This window comes from Pseudomonas sp. CLCA07 (assembly GCF_053615335.1).
The window spans coordinates 2,486,170-2,511,543 of record NZ_CM132131.1 but is presented as its reverse complement, the minus strand read 5'-3'; the positions used below and the strand labels follow the sequence as shown (position 1 = coordinate 2,511,543).

Annotated in this window: 22 protein-coding genes and 1 tRNA gene; 5 read left to right on the top strand and 18 right to left on the bottom strand. The window is 57.8% G+C overall.

Annotated elements, in window-relative coordinates:
- Window positions 1-10: 10 nt before the first annotated feature.
- The 3 genes from ACWGZX_RS11625 to ACWGZX_RS11615 form a co-directional block, all read right to left on the bottom strand.
- Window positions 11-805 carry a carbon-nitrogen hydrolase family protein gene (locus ACWGZX_RS11625; RefSeq protein ID WP_452628386.1) on the bottom strand — a complete coding sequence of 265 codons (795 nt, stop codon included), beginning with the start codon at window positions 803-805 and terminating at the stop codon, window positions 11-13.
- Between the two features lie 12 nt (window positions 806-817).
- Window positions 818-2,500 (bottom strand): flavin monoamine oxidase family protein, encoded by a 1,683-nt coding sequence (locus ACWGZX_RS11620; RefSeq protein ID WP_452628385.1) that lies wholly within the window; start codon window positions 2,498-2,500, stop codon window positions 818-820.
- A 232-nt stretch (window positions 2,501-2,732) separates the two neighbouring features.
- On the bottom strand, window positions 2,733-3,194 hold the full coding sequence (locus ACWGZX_RS11615) for an Lrp/AsnC family transcriptional regulator (RefSeq protein WP_452628384.1): 462 nt from the start codon (window positions 3,192-3,194) through the stop codon (window positions 2,733-2,735).
- 403 nt (window positions 3,195-3,597) lie between these two features.
- On the opposite strand from ACWGZX_RS11615, the gene ACWGZX_RS11610 reads away from it, so the two are divergent.
- Entirely contained in the window at window positions 3,598-3,792 is a 195-nt protein-coding gene (locus tag ACWGZX_RS11610) for a hypothetical protein (RefSeq protein WP_452628383.1), read from the top strand.
- A 124-nt stretch (window positions 3,793-3,916) separates the two neighbouring features.
- Window positions 3,917-4,102 carry a hypothetical protein gene (locus ACWGZX_RS11605; protein WP_452628382.1) on the top strand — a complete coding sequence of 62 codons (186 nt, stop codon included), beginning with the start codon at window positions 3,917-3,919 and terminating at the stop codon, window positions 4,100-4,102.
- Window positions 4,103-4,173: 71 nt separating this feature from the next.
- On the opposite strand, the gene ACWGZX_RS11600 is transcribed toward ACWGZX_RS11605, so the two are convergent.
- The 7 genes from ACWGZX_RS11600 to rpsU all read right to left on the bottom strand — a co-directional run bounded on the left by ACWGZX_RS11600 (window position 4,174) and on the right by rpsU (window position 14,300).
- On the bottom strand, window positions 4,174-4,842 hold the full coding sequence (locus tag ACWGZX_RS11600; protein WP_452628381.1) for a hypothetical protein: 669 nt from the start codon (window positions 4,840-4,842) through the stop codon (window positions 4,174-4,176).
- Between the two features lie 184 nt (window positions 4,843-5,026).
- Window positions 5,027-5,332 carry a DUF3077 domain-containing protein gene (locus ACWGZX_RS11595; RefSeq protein ID WP_452628380.1) on the bottom strand — a complete coding sequence of 102 codons (306 nt, stop codon included), beginning with the start codon at window positions 5,330-5,332 and terminating at the stop codon, window positions 5,027-5,029.
- A gap of 414 nt (window positions 5,333-5,746) precedes the next feature.
- Window positions 5,747-5,823: transfer RNA gene (locus ACWGZX_RS11590), tRNA-Ile, on the bottom strand.
- A gap of 21 nt (window positions 5,824-5,844) precedes the next feature.
- The gene (locus ACWGZX_RS11585) at window positions 5,845-9,585 is read right to left on the bottom strand and encodes an EAL domain-containing protein (RefSeq protein ID WP_452628379.1); all 3,741 of its coding nucleotides are present in this window, start codon (window positions 9,583-9,585) and stop codon (window positions 5,845-5,847) included.
- 122 nt (window positions 9,586-9,707) lie between these two features.
- Window positions 9,708-11,555 carry an RNA polymerase sigma factor RpoD gene (gene rpoD, locus ACWGZX_RS11580; RefSeq protein ID WP_452628378.1) on the bottom strand — a complete coding sequence of 616 codons (1,848 nt, stop codon included), beginning with the start codon at window positions 11,553-11,555 and terminating at the stop codon, window positions 9,708-9,710.
- Between the two features lie 67 nt (window positions 11,556-11,622).
- A complete protein-coding gene (gene dnaG / locus ACWGZX_RS11575) occupies window positions 11,623-13,602 on the bottom strand; it encodes a DNA primase (protein WP_452628377.1) in 1,980 nt (659 codons plus the stop codon).
- A gap of 482 nt (window positions 13,603-14,084) precedes the next feature.
- Window positions 14,085-14,300, bottom strand: a complete 216-nt coding sequence (gene rpsU, locus ACWGZX_RS11570; RefSeq protein ID WP_002551877.1) for a 30S ribosomal protein S21 — start codon at window positions 14,298-14,300, stop codon at window positions 14,085-14,087.
- Between the two features lie 199 nt (window positions 14,301-14,499).
- Between rpsU and tsaD the strand changes: the two genes are divergently transcribed.
- Entirely contained in the window at window positions 14,500-15,525 is a 1,026-nt protein-coding gene (tsaD, locus tag ACWGZX_RS11565) for a tRNA (adenosine(37)-N6)-threonylcarbamoyltransferase complex transferase subunit TsaD (RefSeq protein WP_150780503.1), read from the top strand.
- Window positions 15,526-15,548: 23 nt separating this feature from the next.
- Here tsaD and plsY read toward each other — a convergent pair whose 3' ends face one another.
- A complete protein-coding gene (gene plsY, locus ACWGZX_RS11560; RefSeq protein ID WP_223514934.1) occupies window positions 15,549-16,118 on the bottom strand; it encodes a glycerol-3-phosphate 1-O-acyltransferase PlsY in 570 nt (189 codons plus the stop codon).
- A gap of 74 nt (window positions 16,119-16,192) precedes the next feature.
- On the opposite strand from plsY, the gene folB reads away from it, so the two are divergent.
- Together folB and folK are read left to right on the top strand one after the other, a co-directional pair.
- Window positions 16,193-16,549 (top strand): dihydroneopterin aldolase, encoded by a 357-nt coding sequence (gene folB / locus ACWGZX_RS11555; RefSeq protein WP_452628376.1) that lies wholly within the window; start codon window positions 16,193-16,195, stop codon window positions 16,547-16,549.
- On the top strand, window positions 16,540-17,058 hold the full coding sequence (folK, locus tag ACWGZX_RS11550) for a 2-amino-4-hydroxy-6-hydroxymethyldihydropteridine diphosphokinase (RefSeq protein WP_452628375.1): 519 nt from the start codon (window positions 16,540-16,542) through the stop codon (window positions 17,056-17,058). Before folB ends, folK begins: the two co-directional genes overlap by 10 nt.
- Before the next feature lie 112 nt (window positions 17,059-17,170).
- Here the strand turns inward: folK and ACWGZX_RS11545 are convergent, their stop codons facing one another.
- The 7 genes from ACWGZX_RS11545 to apaG form a co-directional block, all read right to left on the bottom strand.
- Window positions 17,171-18,400: a multifunctional CCA addition/repair protein gene (locus tag ACWGZX_RS11545; RefSeq protein WP_452628374.1), complete on the bottom strand. Its 1,230-nt coding sequence runs from the start codon at window positions 18,398-18,400 to the stop codon at window positions 17,171-17,173.
- 63 nt (window positions 18,401-18,463) lie between these two features.
- Window positions 18,464-20,026, bottom strand: coding sequence for a SpoVR family protein (locus tag ACWGZX_RS11540; RefSeq protein WP_452628373.1), 1,563 nt, complete (start codon window positions 20,024-20,026; stop codon window positions 18,464-18,466).
- Complete coding sequence (locus ACWGZX_RS11535; protein ID WP_223514919.1) at window positions 20,023-21,294, bottom strand: YeaH/YhbH family protein; 1,272 nt, start codon at window positions 21,292-21,294, stop codon at window positions 20,023-20,025. The genes ACWGZX_RS11540 and ACWGZX_RS11535 overlap by 4 nt, the downstream gene beginning before the upstream one ends.
- A gap of 204 nt (window positions 21,295-21,498) precedes the next feature.
- The gene (locus ACWGZX_RS11530) at window positions 21,499-23,421 is read right to left on the bottom strand and encodes a PrkA family serine protein kinase (protein ID WP_452628372.1); all 1,923 of its coding nucleotides are present in this window, start codon (window positions 23,419-23,421) and stop codon (window positions 21,499-21,501) included.
- Between the two features lie 297 nt (window positions 23,422-23,718).
- Window positions 23,719-24,048, bottom strand: a complete 330-nt coding sequence (glpE, locus tag ACWGZX_RS11525; protein WP_008061556.1) for a thiosulfate sulfurtransferase GlpE — start codon at window positions 24,046-24,048, stop codon at window positions 23,719-23,721.
- Between the two features lie 33 nt (window positions 24,049-24,081).
- Window positions 24,082-24,963, bottom strand: a complete 882-nt coding sequence (locus tag ACWGZX_RS11520) for a symmetrical bis(5'-nucleosyl)-tetraphosphatase (RefSeq protein WP_452628371.1) — start codon at window positions 24,961-24,963, stop codon at window positions 24,082-24,084.
- Window positions 24,963-25,343, bottom strand: a complete 381-nt coding sequence (apaG, locus tag ACWGZX_RS11515; RefSeq protein ID WP_452628370.1) for a Co2+/Mg2+ efflux protein ApaG — start codon at window positions 25,341-25,343, stop codon at window positions 24,963-24,965. Before apaG ends, ACWGZX_RS11520 begins: the two co-directional genes overlap by 1 nt.
- Window positions 25,344-25,374 lie beyond the last annotated feature (31 nt).

Sequence of the window (25,374 nt, the reverse complement as noted above, 5' to 3'; positions counted from 1 at the left end):
TTACAGGGGATCAGCGCTTGTTAAGGTCGCCGTAAAGCTCGGGACGGCGATCAACGAAGTAGCGATTGGCAGCGCGTGAGTCGACCATCAACTGGCGATCCAACTCGCCGACAATCAGCGCTTCATCCAGGCCGGCCTGGGCGATGCGACTGCCATCCGGCGCGGCGATGCTGCTCTGGCCGCAGTAGTGGATCTCGTCTTCATGGCCGCAATAGTTGGCATAGGCCACATAACATTGGTTTTCGAAGGCGCGGGCGCGGACGGTAACGTCAGCGATGAAGTCATAGGGAATCATGTTTGCCGTCGGCACCAGGATCAGCTCGGCACCGGCCAGGGCCAAGCGCCGGGCGTTTTCCGGGAACTCCATGTCGTAGCAAATCAGGAAGCCCAGCTTCCAGCCGTTGAGTTCCACCAGCGGAAAGTCATCCTCGCCAGCGCTGAACATCGAGTGATCGAGGTCGCCGAACAGGTGAGTCTTGCGGTAGTTGCACAACCGCTTGCCCTGAGCGTCGATCAACTGCACCGCGTTGTAGATCTGCCCATCCTCGGAGCGCTCCGGGTAGCCATACAAAATGGCAATCCCGGCTGCTTTGGCAATGCGCGCAATCTGCTGCGCCGACTCACCGTTGTGCACTTCCGCGAGGACCCTGACGGCATCGACGCCGATGTTGTAGCCGGTCAGGAACATCTCCGGTACCACCAGCAAATCGGCGCCTTTCGCTTCCTGGGCCAATTGCTGTAGGCGTTGCAGATTGCCGGCGACGTCCAGGGGCAGCGGTGGACATTGGTAAAGGGCTACGCGCATTTCGGATTCCTCTTACTCGGGCAGGGCGATCGGACCGATCTCGTTGAACACATCACCTGGACCCGGGTTCTCGGCGTGAGTTTCACCGCCGAAGTGTTTCATGATGCCCCACACCGCATTGAGCGAAGTCTGCACCGCGCCTTCCACCCAGGCCGGGGTCCATGAAACGTCGTCGCCGGCGATGAAAATCCCGCGTTGTTCGGCTGGCATCTCGTCCTGCATGAAGTGCGCGTACATGCGCTGGTTGTAGCGGTAATGGCCGGGCAGGGCGCCTTTGAAGGCACCGAGGAAATGCGGGTCAGCTTCCCACGACACGGTGATCGGATCGCCGATGATACGTGCGGCGATGTCGACTTTCGGGTAGATCTTCTTCAATGCGTCCAGCGCCAGTTTTACGCGCTTTTCCACCGGCTGCGGGAGCATTTTCAGTGCGTCGCTCATCCACGAGTACGACAGGCAAATTACCCCCGGCTTGTCGTCGCCGTTGTCGAACAGATAAGTGCCACGGGTCAGACGGTCGGTGAGGGTCATGCTCATCAGGTCGCGGCCGGTTTCTGGATCCTTGTCCTTCCAGAACGGACGGTCGACCATCACGAAAGTCTTCGACGATTGCATGTAGCGGGTGCGGTCGAGGGCCATCCACATCTTTTGCGAGAACAGGGTTTCGTCGCATTCGATCTGTGTGGTCAGCAGCCAGCTCTGGCAGGTGGTCAACACCGCGGCGTACTCGCGGGTATCGCCCCAATTGTCGGTAACGGCAAAACGGCCGCCTTCGGCATGGGCGATCTTTTTCACCCCGGTACGCGGCGCGCCATTGTGCAGCGAGCTGAGGCTGGTGCCTTCAGGCCAATGCACGCAACGTTCCGGCACATGACGCCAGATGCCCTGCGGCACTTGTTCCACGCCACCGACCACCAAGTGCTGGTGATCGTCGCAGTTGGTCATTACCACGCGGAAGATTTCCAGCATCGAGTTCGGGAAGTCCGAGTCCCAGCCGCCGGTGCCGAAACCGACCTGGCCGAACACTTCGCGGTGATGGAACGACAACTTGGCGAAGGCTTTGGAGGTGGCGACGAAGTCGTAGAAGGTGCGGTCGTCCCACAGCGGCACGAGGGTGTTCCACAGCTCCTTGAGGCGGGGGACGTCGCGGTCGCGGATCGCTTGCTGGATATCGGAGAACTGCGAGCCGGCTTCCAGAGCATCGGCCCAGGCGTCAGCCACTTCCTGGAACAAGGCAGGAAGATCCGCCAGTTTCTGTGCGTAATGGGTTTTGCCTTCCAGATCGATCACGGTGCTGCCCGACGCGGGCGTCAGCGGGTTCGGGAAGGGTTTGGTCTCAAGACCGAGTTTGTCGACGTAGTGATAAAACGCGGTGGACGAGACCGGAAAACGCATGCCACCGAGCTCGGCGATGATGCCTTCGGCGCCATTGAACGCCTGAGAGCGCAGGCGACCGCCCATTTTCGAGGCTTCGTAGACGACCGGTTTCAAGCCCAGTTTCATCAGTTCGTAAGCCGCCACCAGGCCTGCGATGCCAGCGCCGACAATCGCTACTTCGGCACCGTGGTTGTGCGCAGGAATGCTGCCCAGGCCAGCCGGGTGTTCAATCCAGTCGTCGAAGGCGAAAGGAAAGTCCGGGCCGAAAATGGTGACTGGTTTCTTACCGTCTGCAGGATGGCGATTGTTCTTGTTCATGGCTGACCTTGCTGGCGACCCGACGCGGGATGCGCGTCTGAGTATAGGAAAAGATGGCAGCCATTCTAGTGAGCGTAGAACACGTTAATAAGACGCAATGTGTCGTCGTTTTGCAAATTAACCAACCAATGTGACGACAAAATAATACAACCTGACGAAACCAAGTCCCTGTGGGAGTGAGCCTGCTCGCGAAGAGGCCCTATCAGTCACTAATGCGCATCCAGTCAGAATGTTAAACCGGCTGCCCCCGATCAATCTTGCTACTCAAGATGATTGAGGTCGTCGTCTTCTCCACTCCATCCACACTGCCAATCTGATCCAGCAACTGATCCAGCTGCTCTGGCGAGTCAGTACGCAGCCAAGCCACATAATCAAATTCGCCACTCACTGCACACAACTGCTGAACCTGCGCCATCGCACTGAGCCGGCGCAGCACTTCTTTGCCAGAACGAGGTTGAACCGTGATCCCGACATACGCCTGTAACCCGCCATCCACCACACGTTGCCCCAGGCGCACACCATAACCGGTGATGACCCTGGACTTTTCCAGTCGCGCCAGACGCGAGGTGACGGTCGTACGAGCGATGCCCAATTGCCGGGCCAGCATGGCCACGCTCTCGCGGGCGTTGATCTGCAGGGCTGCGATCAATTGGCGGTCGATTTCATCAAGCACGGGCGGGCGTGTATCAGGCAAGGGGTGGCTCCAGTGGCACGGATCAATGGCTGAACATGTTACAGGCTCGTTCGGCGGGGCGCTTGTGGTCGAAATTCGAACTGGGGGTTATGTGATTGCATAGGCATTGCCCAAGTGACGGCTGAATCACGGGCATGAAAAAGCCGCGCAATAGCGCGGCTTATTCGTCTCTGTGCTTTTAGCTGTGTTCAGGTAACTCTATTCAAGAGTGCTGACAAGATGGCAAGACTCCCAATCGCTACCACTACGCAATTCTCGGAGGTTGCCTACAACTGAGTTGGGCGTCATCCGATAACCCGCCGTCCTCAAAAAATATAACTTAGACGGCAGACAGGAAAAAATTTCGCACAACCTGCTGCGCAGCCACACGCATGGCACGCCCCGAGCCCTGACAGGATGCCTGATGCTACAAAATGACCGCGATAATCTGGAGCTCGATAAGCTTCAAGTCGAAATTCGGAAATTCATGGCCGAAACCCGCAAATTTATGGCCGAAGAAAGCAAGCTCAGACAGGAAACATTTTGGTATCCGTTCGCGGTGGGTGCCGGTCTCGTCACCGCCTTCGTCGCCGCAGTCGGGCTATGGTCCAAGTTCTAAAATACCGAGTCGTAAGCGCGGCCAATCATCGGCTGCACTTGAGTTTTGCTATGGACCAGCCCACCTTATCCAACAGTGGCTAGCGCATGAGGTGCGAACCGTGATCTCCACAGGAATACGCAGTATGTCCACACCACCCACTACTCAAACCAGTATTGAGCAGTTGCACCGTGATGTAGCCGCCTTGGCCGAAGAAATGCGTAGCCCGGCCCCCACCGCTACCCAAGCGACCCTGCTGCCGTTTGGGCTTGGTGCTGGTCTTGCTCTGGTGACCTTTATTGTCGTCGTCCTGGTGTTTCGGCTGATCTGATCTCTTGGCCCGAACGCTAGTCTCAGAAAGTCAAAAGCCGCGCATTTGCGCGGCTTTTTTGTTTGGCCAGTTCAGCAGCCAGGAGTCGGCAGTTCGGAACCGATGGTAATCGCGGTAACCTGCACAGCCTGGAAGCTTTGCTGTGCCTGCGCGTCGAAATCTCTCTCACAGTTAAAACGAGTATCCGTGACAAAATCTTCGCCCTTGACCTTGGTCATACTGGCCTGCCACTGGTTAGAGGCCTTCAGCGCTTGATCGCTGACCAGCACAACTTCTAGCAACACCTGACGGAAGTCCGCAGCTCGCGGGCCGTCCCATAGCGCAAAAACCGATGGGTCTGCAGCGTTGCCGCACATGGTCAGGCAGTCCGCGTAGAAACTCAGCTCCCCAGCCGCCTGTTGAAAGTTACCGAAGGTCAGGGGTTTGTTGGCGGCCGGTGCGAACGATTCACCGATGAAGGATTTCAAGTCGGCTTGGCAGGTCGGCGAAAGCTCCATGCGCAGTTCACTGATCGTGCCGCCACCGGCAGTCGCCGTGATTTGGCAGCCTTGAATCTCATAAGAGTGATGATCGCCCGAACTCTCACGTGCGACGCCGGCAACTGATTCGAAGTGACGTAGATTGGTGCCCAACATTTTTCCATTAAAAACATCGGCGACGCTGGCTTTCGCTTGGGCAATCGCAGGGCAGCCTGCAACAATCAGTGCTGTGAACAGGCTGGTAGAAATGACTTTTTTCATCTGCAAATTCCTTTTGTCTCGATTGAGTCGAACGTGCCCTTCGACGATGAGGCGCGACCATACACAACGTTGATAGTGATTTGCCAGTAGTGAGTGCCAGGTCGCGTATCGGCGAATGCGTCACGAAGCTCGTGACGGGAACTGAAGGCCCCGAATGATCGAGGCGCAATTCTGTTGAGTGTTGTTACTCGGATTCCGTCGCGGTCCGAGCAGGTCGCGGTGTCAGTACCTTCACCACATCATCAATCACTGCCTTGCTCATCGCCGTCAGATAATGCTCGGCCCAAGCGTGGCGGTCGGTGTCTTTTGCGTAGGCGGCATCCTTGGCAAAAGATTTGGCGAGAAATAGCAGATCGGAGGCTTGTGACAATGCATCGACGATGGGGACGCCGGCGCGGACGTTGAACAACGCCTGATCCGAGCAGTAGATGAGCGGGGTGAAACCGATGGTTTTTAGTTCTGAAGTCGTGGACGGATCTGTTTTGGTCATTGTTCTGCTCCTGGGTTCTAGGAGCTGCCATTTCCGTTACCACACGAAAGGGAGGCAGCTGTACGCAGGGTGGTAAACCGGGAACCAAGGAAACCGGCACGCCCGAAGGCGTCCCACGCACAGCCGCCATATCAAGAACGCAGGTATAACTGCCTGTGTTCGTGATGAGTGCACTTTTGCGCTGGTTTCACCGGGTTACCACACCCGATCACTGCATTGGCAGTGACGTCCGGGAGAGTATCTCGTCGAAGAAAAGCCCAACAAGGCGGCGAAGTGCCCAAACGCACCCATCACACGATTCTCAGATGTTGCCTACAACCTTCGCGGGCGTCATCTGATAGCTGCGACATACAACTTAAAGAAAACCAGCTCGTCACATACGAAAAAGCCGCGCAATAGCGCGGCTTTTTTGTTTGGTGGGCCCACACGGACTTGAACCGTGGACCAAAGGATTATGAGTCCTCTGCTCTAACCAACTGAGCTATAGGCCCTCAGTAGGCCGCGGATTATAGCTACGGTTTCTCTGCTGTGCTATCCGAAAAATCCGATAAGGCTATACGAAGAAATGTCGCGGCGAATTCTTCGGCGGGAAGAGGTGGGCTCACGATGTAGCCCTGGATCTGTTCGCAGCCTTCTGCGGCGAGGAATTCCTGTTGGGCCTGGGTCTCAACGCCCTCGGCAATGACAGTAAATTGCATGCTGCGGCCCAACGCGATGATCGCTCGAACAATGGCCGCATCATGCGGATCGTCAGGCAGGCCGCGGACGAACGACTGATCGATCTTGAGAATATCCAGTGGCAGTCGCTTGAGGTAGCTCAAGGACGAGTAGCCGGTACCGAAGTCATCGATGGCTAATTGCACACCCAACTGTTTGAGTTGATGCAACACCGCCAGCGCTTCTTCGGCCTGGCTCATGATGAAGCTTTCGGTAATCTCCAGTTGCAAAAAGCTGGGTTGGAGGCGGCTGTCCTTGAGCAGTTGCTCGATCCGTCCCAGCAAGTTTGGTTGGCGAAGTTGGGCGCCTGCGAGGTTGACCGAGAGCGGGCCGAGGCACTCATATACCTGATTCCACTCATACATCTGGTGGCAGGCGGTCTCAAGTACCCAGTCACCGATTTGCAGAATCATGCCGTTTTCTTCGGCCAAGGGAATGAAGTGTTCAGGCGGCACGGTGCCGAAGGTCGGGTGATTCCAACGAATCAGTGCTTCGGCACCGACCAGTCGATGGTCATCAAGGCTGATTTTCGGTTGGTAGTGCAGCGTCAGCTCGTTGCGCTCGATGGCGCGTCGCAATTCATATTCCAGCGCCACGCGTTCGCTGGCCTGGGCGGTGAGGTCACGGGTGTAGCGTTCAATCCGGTTGCGCCCCTTGGCCTTGGAGCGGTACATCGCGGCGTCGGCGTTTTTGACCAGTGTGGCGACATCGCAACCATCCTTGGGGTACAGGCTGGTGCCGATACTGGCGCTGATAAAAAACTCGTGATCACCCGCCTGGAACGGCGCGGCGAAACAATTGAGCAGCTTGGTCGCGATGTTGTCGGCATCGCTATTCTGTTGCAGGCCCGGTAGCAGGATGATGAATTCGTCACCGCCCAGGCGCGCAACGGTGTCGATATCGCGCAACTGCTCTTTGAGGCGCACGGCGATGCCTTTGAGCAGCAGGTCGCCGACCGGATGGCCGAGACTGTCATTGATGTGTTTGAAGCGGTCCAGGTCGAGGAACAGCACGGCACCCTGGCCTCCATTTTCCTGTTGGGTGTTGAGCGCGGTCAGCAGTCGGCTCTCGAACAGTGTGCGGTTTGGCAGGCCGGTCAGCGGGTCGTGGTGCGCCTGGTAGTCGAGTTTGGCCTGGGCGTGTTTGAGGCTGGAAATGTCCGCGAACACTGCCACGAAGTGGGTGATGAACTTATCCCGGTTACGTACCGCGCTGATGGTCAGCCAGCTGGGGTAGAGCTCGCCATTCTTGCGGCGGTTGGAGATCTCGCCTTGCCAATGTCCTTCGGCCGTCAGTTGGTGCCACATTGCCGCGTAAAACGCGCTGTCGTGAAGGCCCGAAGCGAGCAGGCGCGGGGTATGGCCCAATGCTTCGCTCTCGCAGTAGCCGGTAATTTCGGTAAACGCGCGGTTGACCGCACTGATGTGCTGATGGGTGTCGGTGATCAGAACGCCCTCGGCCGTGCTTTCGAACACGGTGGCGGCCTGTTGTAGCTTCTCCTGCATCAGGTGCCGCTCGGTGATGTCCCGGGCAATGGTCAACATGCAGTCGTCATCGCCGATCGGCAATGGGCGGCTCGACACCTCGCACAGTCGGACCTGTCCATCGCTGCGGCGGATGTGGCAACTGAAATCACGGACGAAGCCATCCCTGTGCAGCAGCTCGAGCATCTGTTTGCGTTCGTTGAGGTTGACCCATATCCCCAGCTCCAGGGTGGAACGATCAACGGACATAGCGCTGTTGAAGCCAGTAATGCGGCTGAAACCTTCATTGACCTCCAGCAGCAACCCGTCGCTCTGCCGCGACAACAACAAACCGTCCGGGGAGGCGTGGAACGCCTTGGCGAATTTCTCTTCAGAGGTTTGCAGTTGCTGCTGGGTTTCTTTTAGCTTGCTGATATCACGCACCACCACCACGAGGGCAGGGGTCGTGTCGAGATTGAAAGGCTCGGCGGAAATCAGGCCGGTAAACACCTGGCCGTTGCTGCGGCGAAAAGGCATCTCCAGGTTGCGGATGCTGCCGGACTGCAGTCTTTGCAACAGCCCCGGCCCAACACCGGGGATACCCCAGATATTCAGGTCAGTGGCGGTCTGGCCGATGACTTCTTCGGGCCTGAGGCCGATTTGCTCTACGAACGCTTTGTTCACTTCCAGCAGACAACCGTCGGACAGTCGCGCGATCACCAGAATGTCCGGGTTTTGCTGGAAGACCGAGGCGAATTTTTGCTCGGAGAGGCGCAATGCCTCTTCAGTGCGCTTGGCTTCACTGATGTCAATCATCAACCCGCGCAACACCGGCTCATGACCATGTTCGATCAGGCTGACGATGTCGCGTACCCACAAGCAGCGGCCATCGGCGGTTATGACGCGGTAATCGATGCTGTGATCGCGCCCGGCCAGTACTTCGTGATCGCAGTAGGTTTGGGCGCGAGTCAGGTCCGCAGGGTGGATGATGTTGCGCCAGAACCCCGGAATGAGCCAATGGGACAGCGGATATCCAAGCAAGTCTTCGGCGTGCGGCGATACGTAGCTGTAGGTGTAATCGTCCATCCGTGCTTCCCAGGCGATGGCCGACAGGCTCTCGACCAGTCCGCGATAGTGGTATTCGCTGCTGCGCAGTTCTTGCTCGAGGTCGACCCGGCGGGCAATTTCAGAACTCAATCGTCGGTTGATCCGTATAACCACGGCCAGCATGACCATCAGAAACAGTAGCCCCGGCAGGCCATAAACCAACAGATCCGACCAGAAGGTTCGGTTATCCAGGACATTTCCCACCCAGTGTTCCTGAATGGCGCTGATTTCACTCGGGCTCATGTCCGCCAGCACTTTGTCCAGTATGCCGACCAGCACCTTGTTCTTGGGGGGCACGGCCATTGCCAGTTGAAAGCGATAGGGGGTTTCGCCGCTGACATACAGCCCTTCGAGCTTGAGTTGGCGAAGGCTCCAGACGCTGGAAGCGAGATCGCCGACGACGGCGTCCACTTCATCGGTGGCCAGTGCCTGTAATGCCGAGCTCACATTGGCCATCGGCACCAGATTCAGGTCGGGGTGGTGTGTGCGCAACAGCTCATGGGGTGCATAGTTTTCCACCACGGCGATCTTCAGCCCGTACTGGTCTTTGATTTTGTGCGGTTGGGCGCCGCCGACATGGGCCAGGATGACAATCGGAAAGTCGAGGTAGGGGCGAGTAAACGACAGGTACGTCTGGCGCTCGGGGGTCGACATGATGCCTGGTAAAACGTCTAGCTTGCCTTGCTTGGCCTGTTCAAGGACGACCGTCCAGCTGACCGGTTCGATGGGCGTGAGCTTGATGGCCAGCCGTTGACGGATCACGTTGATGTAGTCCGCTGCCAGGCCTTGATAACGGCCCTTTTCGTCGCGGAACTCAAATGGCGGCCAAGACGCGTCCACACCCAGGCGTAAATTCGGGTGTGCGGCCAGCCAGCTACGTTCGTCTTCGGTCAGAGTCAGCGCGCCAGCCGTTGCAGTCCAGGTCATCAGCGACAGCAAAAAAAGCACGGTCGGCAGTCTGGGCATAACGGTCTCGTTATGGCTCGGGGGAATGTTTCGAGTGTAGACGGGCAAAACGGCAGGGGGGAGGTGCGGGGGATTTAATCTGCATAAAGCAAAACCCCCGGCCTGGGCCGGGGGTTTTGTTGTTACTCGTCGAGGAAGGAGCGCAAATGCTCGCTTCTCGTCGGGTGGCGCAGCTTGCGCAGTGCCTTGGCTTCGATCTGACGAATCCGTTCACGGGTCACGTCGAACTGTTTACCAACCTCCTCAAGGGTGTGGTCGGTATTCATGTCGATACCGAAGCGCATGCGCAGAACCTTGGCTTCACGGGCAGTGAGGCCGGACAGTACTTCGCGAGTCGCTTCTTTAAGGCTCTCAACGGTGGCGACATCGATTGGCGACTGCATGGTCGAGTCTTCGATGAAGTCACCCAGATGGGAGTCTTCGTCATCACCGATCGGGGTTTCCATGGAGATCGGCTCTTTAGCGATCTTCAATACCTTGCGGATCTTGTCCTCAGGCATTTCCATGCGTTCGCCCAGCTCTTCCGGGGTCGGTTCACGACCCATTTCCTGCAACATCTGCCGGGAAATACGGTTGAGCTTGTTGATCGTCTCGATCATGTGCACCGGAATACGGATGGTGCGGGCCTGGTCGGCAATCGAGCGAGTGATCGCCTGACGGATCCACCAGGTGGCATAAGTCGAGAATTTGTAGCCGCGGCGGTATTCGAACTTGTCTACCGCTTTCATCAAACCAATGTTGCCTTCCTGGATCAGATCGAGGAATTGCAGGCCACGGTTGGTGTACTTCTTGGCGATGGAGATCACCAGACGCAAGTTCGCTTCGACCATCTCTTTCTTCGCGCGGCGGGCCTTGGCCTCACCGATCGACATGCGACGGTTGATGTCCTTGATCTCGGCGATCGTCAAACCGGTTTCGGTTTGCAGCGCGGTCAGCTTCTGCTGGCAACGAATGATGTCCGGTTGCAGGCGACCAATGGCTTCGGCGTATTTGCCTTTGCCTTTGGCCAGTGCATCGGACCAGCTTTCGTCGACTTCGTTGCCCGGGAACTGGCGCAGGAAGTCGGCACGCGGCATGCGGGCATCACGAACGCAAAGTTGCATGATCGCGCGCTCTTGCTGACGCAGACGATCCAGGGCACTGCGAACACGCTCGACCAGGCCTTCGAATTGCTTCGGAACCAGTTTGATCGGCATGAACAGCTCAGCCAGAAGCACCAGCTCGGCAATTGCCAGCTTATTGCCACGACCGTGCTTTTTCAGCGCCTTGCGGGTGATTTCCATCTGATCGGAGACAGCGCCAAAACGCTGTGCTGCGATGACCGGATCCGGGCCGCTTTCGGCTTCTTCTTCGTCATCCGTTGCTTCGGCGTCATCGTCGTCGGTGTCGTCGGCAGCTGGCGCGGCTTTCGGATCGATCGGCGGTGGCACTTCTGCAGCAGGCGGCGCAATGCCGTCGTCCGGGTCGATATAACCGCTCAGGACGTCGGACAGGCGGCCACCTTCGGTGGTGACGCGAGTGTATTCGGAGAGAATATGATCAACCGTGCCAGGGAAGTGCGCAATTGCGCCCATCACTTCGCGGATGCCCTCTTCAATACGTTTGGCGATTTCGATTTCGCCTTCACGTGTGAGGAGCTCTACCGTACCCATTTCACGCATGTACATGCGCACTGGGTCGGTGGTGCGACCAATGTCGGTCTCGACCGCTGCCAACGCTGCTGCTGCCTCTTCGGCCGCGGCTTCGTCGGTATCGGCGTCGGCCAGCATAAGGGAATCCTTATCTGGCGCAACCTCGAATACGTTGATCCCCATGTCATTGATCATGCGGATGATGTCTTCCACCTGTTCCGGATCTGAAATATCCTCCGGCAGGTGGTCGTTGACCTCCGCGTAAGTCAGGTAACCCTGCTCACGACCAAGTGTGATCAACTCTTTGATACGAGACTGCTGTTGCGCTTTTCCGGACATAACACCCTATCCACTGAAGGTCTTGGCGGGCAAAAAACAAGCCGAGGATTATACCTGAGCTATGACCTCACGCGCCAGTTGAGGTCGGGTTTGATACAGCCATATTGCGTTTTAATAGGTCGCGCATCTGATTTGCGATCTGATTTGCTTCCTCCGGGGTCAATCCCGGCTGTCTGGCTTTCCTGATAAGTGCTTCCAGGCTATCCGTGTGTTGAGCTGCCGATAACCTAGTAATGGTGTCTAAAAACTGTTGTTCAAGGTTGTCGCCTGCAATCAGCCATTCCTTTTCTGCCAATGCCTTGAGCAAACGTCCCTGTTCGGTCCCGTGCCAGCGCGCCATTAGCTGAATTGAGTTTAGCTTAGGATTTTTTTGCACGGCCTCGATCAGGGCGACGAGCAGTTGTGCGTAGGTATTGCTCTCATTGGCAAAGTGGTTGGCGGTTTCTACCCGGCCAGCCAGATCCGGATGATGAATGAGGGTGCGCAGTGCGATCAGCGTGGGCGCTTCTACGGCAATCGGTGTGCGCGGGGCGCTCGGTTGATCACGATCGCCACCGCGCTTGCCATTCTTGTCCCACGGCTTCTTGTCCCACTTCTTGCCGCCAGCGCCGGGTTTCTTCGGCGTCCATTCCTGCTGCGGCACATACATCTCTTGTGATTGCGGCTGATGGTAGTCGCTGTAATCGGGCATGGCGTCGTAATCGATGCCTGGATCGTAAGCCGGCGGCGCGTCCTGAGGGGCGCTTTGCACCAGTTGGCTGACTGCTTCACCGCTAAGGCCGGTGATTTCGGTCAGGCGCTGGCGCATCAGGATGCGCAGGTTGGCGCCCGGAACTTTATCGATCAGCGGTGCGGCGAGGGTGGCCATGTGGGCCTTGCCTTCAAGCGAGCGCGGGTCCGACTCTTCGGTCAACTGCTGGAAGAAATAATCCGCCAATGGCTGGGCGTGCTGGTTGATCCGCGCACGGAAAGCATCTGTGCCTTCGGAGCGGACCAGCGTATCCGGGTCTTCGCCTTCCGGCAGGAACAGAAAGCGTGCGCGCCGGCCGTCTTGCAGGCACGGCAGTGTCGCTTCCAGTGCCCGCCAGGCGGCATTGCGGCCTGCCTGGTCGCCGTCGAAACAGAACAGCACGTTGGGCACGACACGAAACAGTCGCTTCAAGTGCTCTTCGCTGGTGGCGGTGCCCAAGGTCGCCACGGCATTGCGCAGGCCTTGCTGGGCGAGGGCAATGACGTCCATATAGCCTTCGACGACGATGATTTCGTCGAGGTTGCGGTTGTTTTTGCGTGCTTCATAAAGGCCGTAGAGTTCCTGGCCTTTATGGAATACCGGGGTTTCCGGTGAGTTCAGGTATTTAGGCTTGTCGTCGCCCAGTACCCGGCCGCCGAAGGCGATGATGCGCCCGCGGCTATCGCGAATCGGGAACATCACGCGATCGCGGAAGCGATCATAGCGTTTGCCGGTTTCGGCGTTCTCGATCAGCAGGCCGGCATCGACCATGGCTTTTTGTTGCAGGGTGTCGCTGCTCAAGTGCTTGAACAGATTGTCCCAGCCCGGCGGAGCAAAGCCGAGGCCGAAGTCGCGGGCAATCTCGCCGGTCAGTCCGCGACCTTTCAAGTAATCCACAGCCGCTTTGCGTGATGGATGACTTTTCAGTGCCTGACGGTAAAAGTCGGCGGCGGCGGTGAGCAGTGGGTACAGCGGCGAATCGGTCGGTTGCCGCGGTTTGTGCGGTCGGCCGCTTTCTTCGCGGGGGATTTCCATGCCGGCGGCTTTGGCCAGTTCTTCGACGGCCTGGACGAAGTCCAGGTTGTCGTGGTCCATCATGAAGCCGAGGGCGTTACCGCCAGCACCGCAACCGAAGCAGTAATAGAACTGTTTGTCGGGGCTGACGCTGAAAGACGGGGTTTTTTCTTTGTGGAACGGGCAGCAAGCGGTGTAGTTTTTGCCGGCCTTTTTCATTTGCAGGCGCGAGCTGACCACATCGACGATGTCGGTGCGGTTCAGAAGGTCGTCAATGAAGCTCTGGGGAATTAGCCCGGCCATGGCGTTCTCGTCATCTGCGCTGAAATGGACCCAAAACGAAGTACGGCCGAACGCGGGTCGTTGTTTGAGGCGCGCAAAATGTGCGGCTCGACCGGTGTCGTCTGCGTAATCGCTGTCGGGAAGTGTATCTGCCGAAAATCCACTGACGTTAATACCAATCAGTTATCGACTGTTTGAAAGTGTTGCGCTGAATCCGCTGCGGCCAGCCGTTGGCCTCGGAAAGCTCAGTAAGCGGGCACACAAGCAGGTGCCTTGGGCTGATCGTCGTGAGAGGAATCAGTGGGTGTGCTCGTCAGTAGCCTTGGAAGGCTCGTCAGAAAAGACGTGCACCGCTGGCAAAAGAGCCAGGTCTGACGCTGTAAAGCAGATTTGTCTCGGTCGCGTCTGCGGCGTCGACAGTGAAGCATCAAGCGTTTTACGCAAATGCCATTAGCCCGGCTGAGGGCCGGGCTTGGCAGAAGCTTGCTACGATCGTCTGTGTATTAGTACAGACGAACGGCGCGGCGCTGTTCGCGCTGAACTTTCTTCGCGTGACGCTTAACAGCGGCTGCTGCTTTGCGCTTACGCTCAGAAGTTGGCTTCTCGTAAAATTCGCGGCTACGAACTTCAGCCAGTACACCGGCTTTTTCGCAGGAGCGCTTGAAACGACGCAGAGCTACGTCGAAGGGTTCGTTCTCTTTTACTTTGACGGCTGGCATCCAGAGCTACCTTCATTCATTACCGGGGTCAACATCCTCGCGGCAAAAGAGCACTTGAAGACGTCGGTTTTTAAGGGTTGCGGATGTTAACTCCTCATCGCTCGGAATGCAAAGCCTCTGATCGAAAACCGCTGGTCGGGGCATCACGCGGCGACTATTATGCGCGCCTTCGAATTCAGCCTAAACAAGGCGCAAACCCATGCTAGTACTGGGATTAGAAACCTCCTGCGACGAAACCGGTGTCGCATTATATGACAGTGAACGCGGGCTGTTGGCCGACGCACTATTCAGTCAGATCGACCTGCACCGCGCCTATGGTGGCGTGGTGCCGGAGCTGGCCTCGCGCGACCACGTCAAGCGGATGCTGCCCTTGATTCGTCAGGTGTTGGCCGAAGCTGACTGTGTGCCGACCGAGATCGACGCCATCGCCTATACCGCGGGTCCTGGCCTGGTCGGTGCGTTGCTGGTGGGGGCTTCATGCGCCCAGGCGCTGGCCTTTGCCTGGGGTATTCCGGCCTTGGGCGTGCACCATATGGAAGGCCATTTGTTGGCGCCGATGCTGGAGACGCAACCGCCAGAATTTCCGTTCGTCGCTTTGTTGGTGTCCGGTGGTCATACGCAGCTGGTTCAGGTCGACGGGATCGGTCAGTACACGCTACTGGGTGAGACCCTGGACGATGCTGCCGGTGAGGCTTTTGACAAGACTGCCAAGATGATGGGGCTCAATTATCCGGGCGGTCCGGAAATTGCGCGCCTGGCCGAGCAAGGTGTTGCGGGACGATTCACTTTCCCGCGTCCTATGTGCGACCGCCCGGGTCTGGCATTCAGTTTCAGTGGCTTGAAAACCTTCGCCTTAAACACCTGGCAGCAGAGTGTCAGCGCCGGGGACGACAGCGAGCAAGCCCGTTGCGACATCTCGCTGGCGTTCCAGCAGGCCGTGGTGGAGACTTTGACCATCAAGTGCAAGCGAGCCCTCAAGCAAGCGGGCATGAAGCGTCTGGTGATCGCTGGGGGCGTCAGCGCCAACAAGGCACTACGCACCTCGCTGGAGAAAATGCTCGGCGACTTGAAGGGCGATGTGTTTTACGCCCGTCCGGAGTTCTGCACTGACAATGGTGCGATGATCGCGTTTGCCGGGTGCCAGCGCTTGCAGGCCGGCCAGCATGAAAGCCTGGCCATCAGCGTTCAGGCACGTTGGCCGATGGAGCAATTGTCGGCGCTGTGATGAGCCGCGTTCACGTCCGGTATTTAAAAATGCCGTTCGCGCCCGGCAAACAGGTCGCGTAGATTGCCGCGATGACGCCAGACAATCAGCCCGGTGAGTACGCTCATGGGCAGCAAGGCCGCCGGTTCCTGCCAGGCAAGCAGCGGCAGGGTCAGCGGTGTGGCAATCAGTGCCGCGAGTGAGCTGGTGCGGGTCAGGTAGAACGTCAGCAGCCAGGCGCAGACCGCCAGCAGTGCCGCGGGCGGATAAAGCCCCAGCAGCATGCCGGCAGCGGTGGCGACACCTTTGCCGCCGCGAAAGCGGAAGTACACTGGAAACAGATGGCCGATGACGGCGCAGATGCCGATCCAGGCCTGTTCTTGCAGCGAAAGGCCCGCAAGGCCGGCGATCAGCACGGGCAGCAGGCCTTTGCAGAGGTCGCCGAGCAAAGTCAGGATGGCGAGTTTCTTGCCGGCCAGGCGCAACATGTTGGTGGCACCGGCATTGCCCGAGCCACTCATTCGCGGATCGGGATTACCCGTCAGGCGGCTGAGCAAAATGGCGAAGGACAGAGAGCCAAGCAGGTAGGCGAGGATCGCCAATAACCAAAACATGCTAACTATTCCGGGCGAGGACGCCCTGATTCTAACGGCGCATTGCGCCCTTGTCGTGCAGTGGAGAAGAGTGCTTGGACAGAGTGTTTATCGAGGGCCTGGAAGTCGACACCGTGATTGGTGCCTATGACTGGGAGCGAGGCATCCGGCAATGTCTGCGTCTTGATCTGAGCTTCGCCTGGGATAATCGCCCGGCGGCAGCCGGTGATGACCTGACCCTGGCGCTCGATTACGCCAGTGTTTCATCGCGAATCCAGGCATTTGCCGAGCAGGCGCAGTATCAGCTGGTCGAGACCTTTGCCGAGCGTCTGGTTGAGGTTCTGATGAGTGAATTCAAGATCACCTGGATGCGTCTCAAGCTGACCAAGCCTGGCGCCATTCCGGCTGCCAGGGGCGGTGTGGGCGTGGAGATCGAGCGCGGATGTCGCTGACTCAGGTGTACCTCGGACTCGGTAGCAATATCGAGCGTGAAACCCATTTGCAGGCGGGTCTGGAGGCTTTGGCGGCTTTTTTGGTGGATATCCGCTGTTCGGCCGTGTTCGAAAGTCAGCCGGTGGGCATCAAGAGCGGGCCGTTTTTCAATTTCGTGGTGTCGGCGTACACCGATCTGCCGCTGATGGAGCTGGACCGTCGATTGAAATTCATCGAGGCGGACAATGGTCGTTATGCGCCGGACCGTAAGGGTCTACCGCTGGATATCGACGTGCTGTTGTTTGGTGAGCTGGTGGGCAATTTCGATGGATTGATCCTGCCGCGGGCAGAGATCTTGAAGAATGCTTTTGTATTGTGGCCGTTATCGCTGATAGCGCCGGATCGTGTGCATCCTGGCGTAGGCAAGAGCTTTGCGACCTTGTGGAGTGAAGCGCAGATTGATCAGGTGTTGGCGCCGGTGGCTTTTGAGTGGCGCGGTGAGCAGCTGACCCCTTCGAATTTGTTGTGAGGCGGATGACGCCATCGCGAGCAAGTCGAACGTCGCACCGCCGGCTCCTACAGGATTTAGGTGATCCCTGTAGGAGCCGGCGGTGCGACGTTCGACTTGCCCGCGATGCTTTTCAGGCAGACGCCGCTTCCTTGTAGGCTTTCAGTGCTTTAAGCCGTTCACGCTTGATCGCCTCGCCCAACTCCGGCCCCTTGAATCCCTTCTCCAGCAATGGCTGAACCGCCACGCTCCGCGCTGCCGTCGCCGCACCGCGCAGGTATTCCGCTTGTGGATAACTTCTCTGCTCCAGCCCTTTTCGTCCGCGGGCATCCATCTCGCACGCGGCAATAAACTCCTCGAACCGCTGCGGTCGACGGTAAACGTCAAAACTCTGCAGCAACTCCAGCAAGGTCGATGGCTTCAGCTCCAGCGCCCGATGGCCGTGGGTGTGATATTCGCCCACCAACAATGCCAGCTCCTGACAATCCTTCGGGGCCTTGAAGCGTTCGTTGACCGCTTTGATCAGCTTCAAGCCCTTGTGCTCGTGGGCAATATGGCGTGGCCACTCTTCTTCTGGTGTCAGCCCTTTGCCCAGGTCGTGCAGCAGGCACGCCCAACGCACGGTTAGCGGTTGTTTGTGCAGCGCCGATTGCTCAAGCACGCTTAAGGTGTGCAGCCCGGTGTCGATTTCCGGGTGGTGAGCTTGCGGCTGTGGGACGCCAAACAACGCGTCGACTTCAGGCATCAGCACCTTGAGTGCGCTGCACTCGCGCAGCACTTCAATGAACACTTGCGGCTGATCCTCCAGCAAAGCGCGGGAGATTTCTTTCCAGCTGCGTTCAGCGGTCAAGGCTTCCAGTTCGCCGGATTTGCTGAGCTGTCGCATCAACTCCATAGTCTCTGGCGCGACGGTAAAGCCCAGCGCCGCATAACGCGCAGCAAAGCGGGCAACGCGCAGGACACGGAGTGGATCTTCGGCGAACGCAGGGGAAACGTGACGGAGCAGGCGAGCTTCAAGATCGCGCTGGCCATGGTAAGGATCGGTCAAATTCTGCTGATCGTCTTCGGCCATGGCATTGATCGTCAGGTCGCGGCGAATCAGGTCTTCTTCGAGGGTGACCTCGGGACTGGCTTGAAAGGTAAAGCCGCCATAGCCGCGTCCGCTTTTGCGTTCAGTGCGAGCAAGGGCGTATTCCTCACCGCTTTTTGGGTGAAGAAATACCGGGAAGTCCGCGCCCACCGGGCGAAAACCCTTGGCGAGCATTTCTTCGGTTGTGGCACCCACCACAACCCAGTCGATATCGGTAACAGGTTTGCCCAGCAGGCGATCACGTACCGCACCGCCGACTTTATAAATCTGCATAAAAAACCTCCGTTAGCTCGACAGAATAACCGTTGCGTCGAACTTTCGGAGGTCCTGACTCGCTCAAAGATGAATGACGGCCAGGTCCAGCCGCCCATACTCTCCTTCGCTGTGCTCATTTCTGGGTGGCACATGATGGATTTTCATCACCTGATCCCCTTGCAGGGTTTCCAGGTGAATATCGAAACCCCACAGACGGTGCAGGTGCTTGAGTACTTCCTCGGTGGACTCGCCCAGCGGCTTGCGATCATGTTGCTGGTGCCGCAGGGTCAGGGAGCGGTCGCCACGCCGGTCAATGCTGTAAATCTGCACGTTAGGCTCGCGATTGCCCAGGTTGTATTGCGCTGCGAGGGTTTCACGGATGATGCGATAGCCATCTTCATCGTGGATCGCTGGCACCAGCAGGTCGTCCTTTTGGTCGTCATCGAGAATGCTGAACAACTTCAGGTCGCGGATCACTTTCGGTGACAGGTACTGCAGGATGAAGCTCTCATCCTTGAAGCTGCTCATGGCGAACTTGATAGCCGACAGCCAGTCGGTGCCGGCGATTTCCGGGAACCAGCGGCGATCTTCCTCGGTGGGTTCTTCGCACATGCGCCGGATGTCCCGGTACATGGCAAACCCGAGGGTGTAAGGGTTGATTCCGCTGTAGTAAGGGCTGTCGAAGCCCGGTTGAAAGACCACGCTGGTGTGGGACGTCAGGAACTCAATCATGAAGCCGTCGGTGACCAGGCCTTCGTCGTAAAGGTCATTCATCAATGTGTAATGCCAGAACGTGGCCCAGCCTTCGTTCATCACTTGGGTCTGGCGTTGTGGATAAAAGTATTGAGCAATCTTGCGCACGATCCGCACGATTTCACGCTGCCAGGGTTCCAGTAGTGGCGCGTGTTTTTCGATGAAGTACAGGATGTTTTCCTGAGGTTCGGCGGGGAAACGCGCATTGTCCTTGTCGCTGTATTTGTCTGCACCTTTTGGAATGGTGCGCCACAGATCGTTGATCTGTTTCTGCAAATGCTCTTCCCGGTCCTTTTGCCGGCGCCGTTCTTCTTCAGCGGAAATCGGGTAGGGGCGTTTGTAGCGGTCGACGCCGTAGTTCATCAGCGCGTGGCAGGAATCGAGCAAGTCTTCTACCGCATCAATGCCGTGGCGTTCCTCGCACTGCATGATGTACTGCTTGGCGAACACCAGGTAATCAATGATTGAACTGGCGTCGGTCCAGGTGCGGAACAGGTAATTGCCTTTGAAAAAACTGTTGTGCCCATAGCAGGCATGCGCCACGACCAGCGCCTGCATGCAGATGGTGTTCTCTTCCATCAGATAAGCGATGCACGGGTCTGAGTTGATCACGATCTCGTAGGCCAGCCCCATCTGCCCACGGCTGTAGGATTTTTCAGTGCTGAGGAAGTGTTTGCCATAGGACCAATGGTGATAACCCAGCGGCATGCCGACGGAGGCATAGGCGTCCATCATCTGTTCGGCGGTGATCACTTCGATCTGGTTGGGGTACGTATCGAGTGCGTAACGAGCCGCCAGGCGACTGATTTCTTTGTCGTAGGCCTGGATCAGCTCGAACGTCCATTCGGAGCCGGTAGAAATGGGTTGGCGCTTCTGCTCTTTGGCGGTCATGTCACTAACCTGCGCTGGAAGAGTTCACGGAAGACCGGGTAAATATCCCCGGCCGAGACCAGTTGCTGCTGGGCAAAAGTGTCAGAGAAGGCTTCGGCGATGCGTTCGTATTCGAACCACAGGGCCTGATGTTCGCGCGGGGTGATCTCAACGTAAGTGTAGTACTGCACGAACGGCATGATCTGGTTGATCAGAATGTCGCGGCAGATCGGCGAGTCGTCGTTCCAGTTATCGCCGTCGGACGCTTGGGCGGCATAGATGTTCCACTCATTGCTCGGATAGCGCTCGGCCATGATCTCCTGCATCAGTTTCAAGGCGCTGGACACAATGGTGCCGCCGGTTTCGCGTGAGTAGAAGAACTCTTCTTCATCCACTTCCCGCGCGCTGGTGTGGTGGCGGATGAACACGACGTCGATCTTCTCGTAGTTACGCTTGAGAAACAGGTAAAGCAGGATGAAGAAACGTTTGGCGATGTCCTTGGTCGCCTGCGTCATGGAGCCGGATACGTCCATCAGGCAGAACATCACCGCCTTGGAGCTGGGATTGGGCTGCTTGATGAGCAAGTTGTACTTGAGGTCGAACGTGTCGAGGAACGGGATGCGATGAATGCGCGCACTGAGCTTTTCGATTTCTGCTTCGATTTTCTGAATATCGCCGAAGTTATCCGGTTCTTCCTGCTTGAGTCGCAGAAGTTCTTCTTTGGCTTCACGCAGTTTTGTCCGACTGCTGCCGGACAGGGCAATGCGCCGTGCATGGGCCGAGCGCAAGGTGCGGATGATGTTGATGCGCGACGGGTTGCCTTCGTTGCTGATGCCTGCGCGCACCGTTTTGAACGTGTCGGTGCCGGTCAGGTTGCGTTTGACCAGGTTCGGCAGCTCGAGGTCTTCGAACATGAACTCGAGGAATTCCTCTTGGGTGATCTGGAAGACGAACTCATCCATCCCCTCACCCGAGTTGCCCGCCTTGCCGGGGCCTCTGCCGCCGCCACCTCCGGGCGGACGGGCGATGTGCTCGCCGCTGGTGAATTCCTTGTTGCCGGGGTGCACGACGGTTTGTTTGCCGCCGCGACCATGATGAAGCACCGGTTCGTCGATGTCCCGACCGGGAATGCTGATCTGTTCACCGTGTTCCATATCGGTAATGGAGCGCCGGCTGACCGCCTCTTCGACAGCCTTTTTGATGTGGTCACGGTAACGCCGCAGAAACCGCTGACGGTTCACCGTGCTCTTGTTCTTGCCATTGAGACGTCGGTCGATCACATAGCTCATGACTGCTCCTTAGAAGCTGTCCTGAAAGGGGCGAGCGGTGATGCAGCATCGAACCGAGGGCCAAGGGATATGCGACGCTCCCCCAAGCGCTGTGGATGCTGCTTGAATTCGCTACCGACTTTCGAACACCTTCCAGAGGCTTGTGTAACAGAAAATGCGTACACAGGCCTCTGGCTGACGACAACCGGTCTGACCGGCAGCGGGTTATTGTGATTTTCTGACCCGCAGGTACCACTCGGACAGCAGTCGTACCTGTTTGTCGGTGTAACCGCGCTCGACCATCCGTGTGACGAAGTCGTTGTGCTTCTGCTGGTCCTCTTTGCTGGCCTTGGCGTTGAAGCTGATGACCGGCAGCAGGTCCTCGGTGTTGGAGAACATTTTCTTCTCGATGACCACCCGCAGTTTTTCGTAGCTGAGCCAGGTCGGGTTTTTGCCGTTGTTGTTGGCCCGGGCGCGCAGTACGAAGTTGACGATTTCGTTGCGGAAATCCTTCGGATTGCTGATGCCGGCCGGTTTTTCGATTTTCTCCAGTTCTTCGTTCAGGGCGACGCGGTTGAGGATTTCGCCGGTTTCCGGATCGCGGTATTCCTGGTCCTGGATCCAGAAGTCGGCGTACAGCACGTAGCGATCGAAGATGTTCTGGCCGTACTCGCTGTACGACTCGAGGTAAGCGGTCTGGATCTCCTTGCCGATGAACTCGATGTAGCGCGGTGCCAGATACTCCTTGAGGAATCGCAGGTAGCGTTCGCGGGTTTCGGCCTGGAACTGTTCCTGTTCGATCTGTTGTTCCAGCACGTAGAGCAAGTGCACCGGGTTGGCGGCGATTTCGTGCGGGTCGAAGTTGAAAACCTTCGACAGAATCTTGAACGCGAAGCGGGTAGACAGGCCGTTCATACCTTCGTCGACACCGGCGTTGTCGCGGTATTCCTGAATCGACTTGGCCTTCGGATCGGTGTCCTTGAGGTTTTCACCATCGTACACGCGCATCTTGGAATAGATGTTCGAGTTTTCCGGCTCCTTGAGGCGCGAGAGCACGGTGAACTGGGCGAGCATCTTCAAGGTGTCGGGCGCGCAATGGGCCTTGGCCAGAGAGCTGTTGAACAGCAGCTTGTCGTAGATCTTCACTTCGTCGCTGACCCGCAGGCAGTACGGCACTTTGACGATGTAGATCCGGTCGATGAACGCTTCGTTGTTCTTGTTGTTGCGGAAGGTGTGCCACTCCGACTCGTTGGAGTGGGCGAGCAGGATCCCGGTAAACGGAATCGCGCCAAGGCCTTCGGTACTGTTGTAGTTGCCTTCCTGGGTGGCCGTCAGCAATGGGTGCAGCACCTTGATCGGCGCCTTGAACATTTCGACGAACTCCATCAGGCCCTGGTTGGACCGGCACAGTGCGCCCGAGTAGCTATAAGCATCGGCGTCGTTCTGTGGGTATTCTTCCAGTTTGCGGATATCGACCTTGCCCACCAGGGCCGAGATGTCCTGGTTGTTCTCGTCTCCCGGCTCGGTTTTGGCCACGGCGATCTGATTGAGGATCGACGGATAGAGTTTCACTACCCGGAACTGGCTGATGTCGCCGCCGAATTCGGCCAGGCGCTTGGTGGCCCATGGCGACATGATGGTATTGAGGTAACGCCGCGGGATACCGAAGTCTTCTTCGAGGATCGCGCCATCTTCAGTGGCGTTGAACAGACCCAGTGGCGACTCGAATACCGGTGAGCCCTTGATCGCGTAGAAGGGCACTTTTTCGATCAGCTGTTTCAGTTTCTCGGCCAGGGATGACTTACCGCCACCGACGGGGCCGAGCAGATAGAGGATCTGTTTCTTCTCTTCCAGGCCCTGAGCGGCATGGCGGAAATACGACACGATCTGGTCGATGCATTCTTCCATCCCGTGGAAGTCTTCAAAGGCCGGATAGCGGCGGATCACTTTGTTGGAAAAGATTCGCGACAGTCTCGAGTTGGTCGAGGTGTCGAGCAGCTCCGGTTCTCCGATGGCCAGCAATAGACGCTCGGCGGCGGAGGCGTAGGCGCTGCGGTCCTGTTTGCACAGCTCAAGATACTCTTGCAGCGAGAGTTCTTCCTGGCGTGTGGACTCGAATCGTTGTTGGAAGTGGCTAAAGATACTCATGACGTCACCTCGCTCGATACGTGGAGCCGACGCCGGATCACTCAGTCGATGCTGGCAGCAACCGAACAGGCGGTCGCTGTTTACCCCCCAGAACTCTAACGGAGCTGACCACTCCGAAAGCTACTCCCGATGACCCGCGCGCCGGTGTACCGGCTCTCCCCTGTTTTGGATGGCCTGCGCTTAAGGATAGTTGGGAATTCAGGAGGTAAAGGCGAGATACGTAATTAGTTGTGGCAGACCGTTCGTCTGCCACCGCGCGAACCCGCGGGGGGCGGGGCTTGCACGTTACAAAAATAATTATTCCGAGGTGCCTTGCGCTGTTTCCGCAGGATAAGTCGTGCGCCACAGCTCAAAACCGCCATCCATGCTGTAGACGTCGGAGAAACCCTGACTGATGAGGTAGGCCGCGGCGCCCTGGCTGGAATTGCCGTGGTAGCAGACCACTACAGTCGGTGCGTCCAGATCTGCACCCTGAATAAAGGCATGTAGGGAATGGTTGTCCAGATGCTTCGAGCCGCTGATGTGCAGCGCGGCGAATGTGGCAGGATCACGGACGTCGACCACCACTGCGCCTTGTTCGCGCAGGGCCTGGGCCTGTTCCGGGGGGATACGTTTGAATTCGCTCATGGCGGGCTCCTGTGGCTCGGCTGATAGCGCAGTCTAGCGCGGGGCGCTGGCTGGGGTTAGTTCGGTAATGGTTTGGGCGACGGCGGGTTCGCTGTGGCCCTTATCGTTGCATTGGCAATGCAGGCGCTCAAAGGTGTCGACGTTCATCAGGGTCATCGCTCCACCCCAGACACAACCGGAGTCGAGCGCGAAGATCCCCGGTTCGTCACATTGGCCTTCGAGGGCCGCCCAATGGCCGAAGATGATCTTCAGGTCCTTGGTCTTGCGCTCCTTGTGCATGAACCATGGTTTATAGCCCGGTAGCGCTGTGCCGACACCTTCCTTGCTCTTGAGGTCGAGTTTGCCCTCGCTGGTGCAAAAGCGCATGCGGGTGAAATAGTTGGTGATGACGCGCAGGCGGGTCACGCCCTTGAGGTCGTTGTCCCATTTCGCCGGATCGTTGCCGTACATGCCGTCGAGGTACGGGCCGATACGGTTGTCGTCGCGCAGGGCTTCTTCAACTTCGGCGGCGCATTTCAGGGCTTTGCGCAGTGACCACTGCGGTGGAATACCGGCATGTACCAGAGCGATGTCGCGCTGTTCGTCGTAGTGCATGAGCTTTTGCTGGCGCACCCACTCCAGCAGCTGCGCATGATCGGGTGCTTCGAGAATCTCGCGCAGGGTGTCGTTTTTTTTCAGGCGTTCGATGTTACGCCCGGCGGCCAGCAAGTGCAGGTCGTGGTTGCCCAGTACGCACACCAGCGATTCGCGGATGCCATAAAGAAAGCGCAAGGTTGCCAGCGACTGCGGGCCACGGTTGACCAAGTCGCCCACAAGCCAGAGGCGATCCTTTGCCGGGTCGAAAGCGACTTGCTTGAGCAGGCACTGCAGGGGCTCGAGACAGCCTTGCAAGTCGCCAACGGCGTACGTTGCCATTAGTGCAAGGCTCCGGGCACCGCCAGGCGGAAAGGAGCGATGATGGCGTCGAAATGCTTACCGTCGTCGGCAATCATCTGGTAAGTGCCCTGCATGGTGCCGACTTTGGTGGTCATGACCGTGCCGCTGCTATAGGTGTGACTCTCACCCACTTCGATCAACGGCTGCTGGCCAACCACGCCGGCTCCGCGAACCTCCTCGACATGCCCGTCACCGTCGGTGATCACCCAGTGCCGCGACAAGAGTTTGGCCGGTAGCTCGCCATTGTTGTGCACGGTAATGGTGTAAGCGAAGGCAAAGCGGTTTTGCTCGGGTTGCGATTGTTCTGCCAGATAGCGGGTGACGACGCTGACGTCGACCTGATAACGAGGATCGGACATGCAAGAGGCCTTAAAAACGAAGCGGGACGCG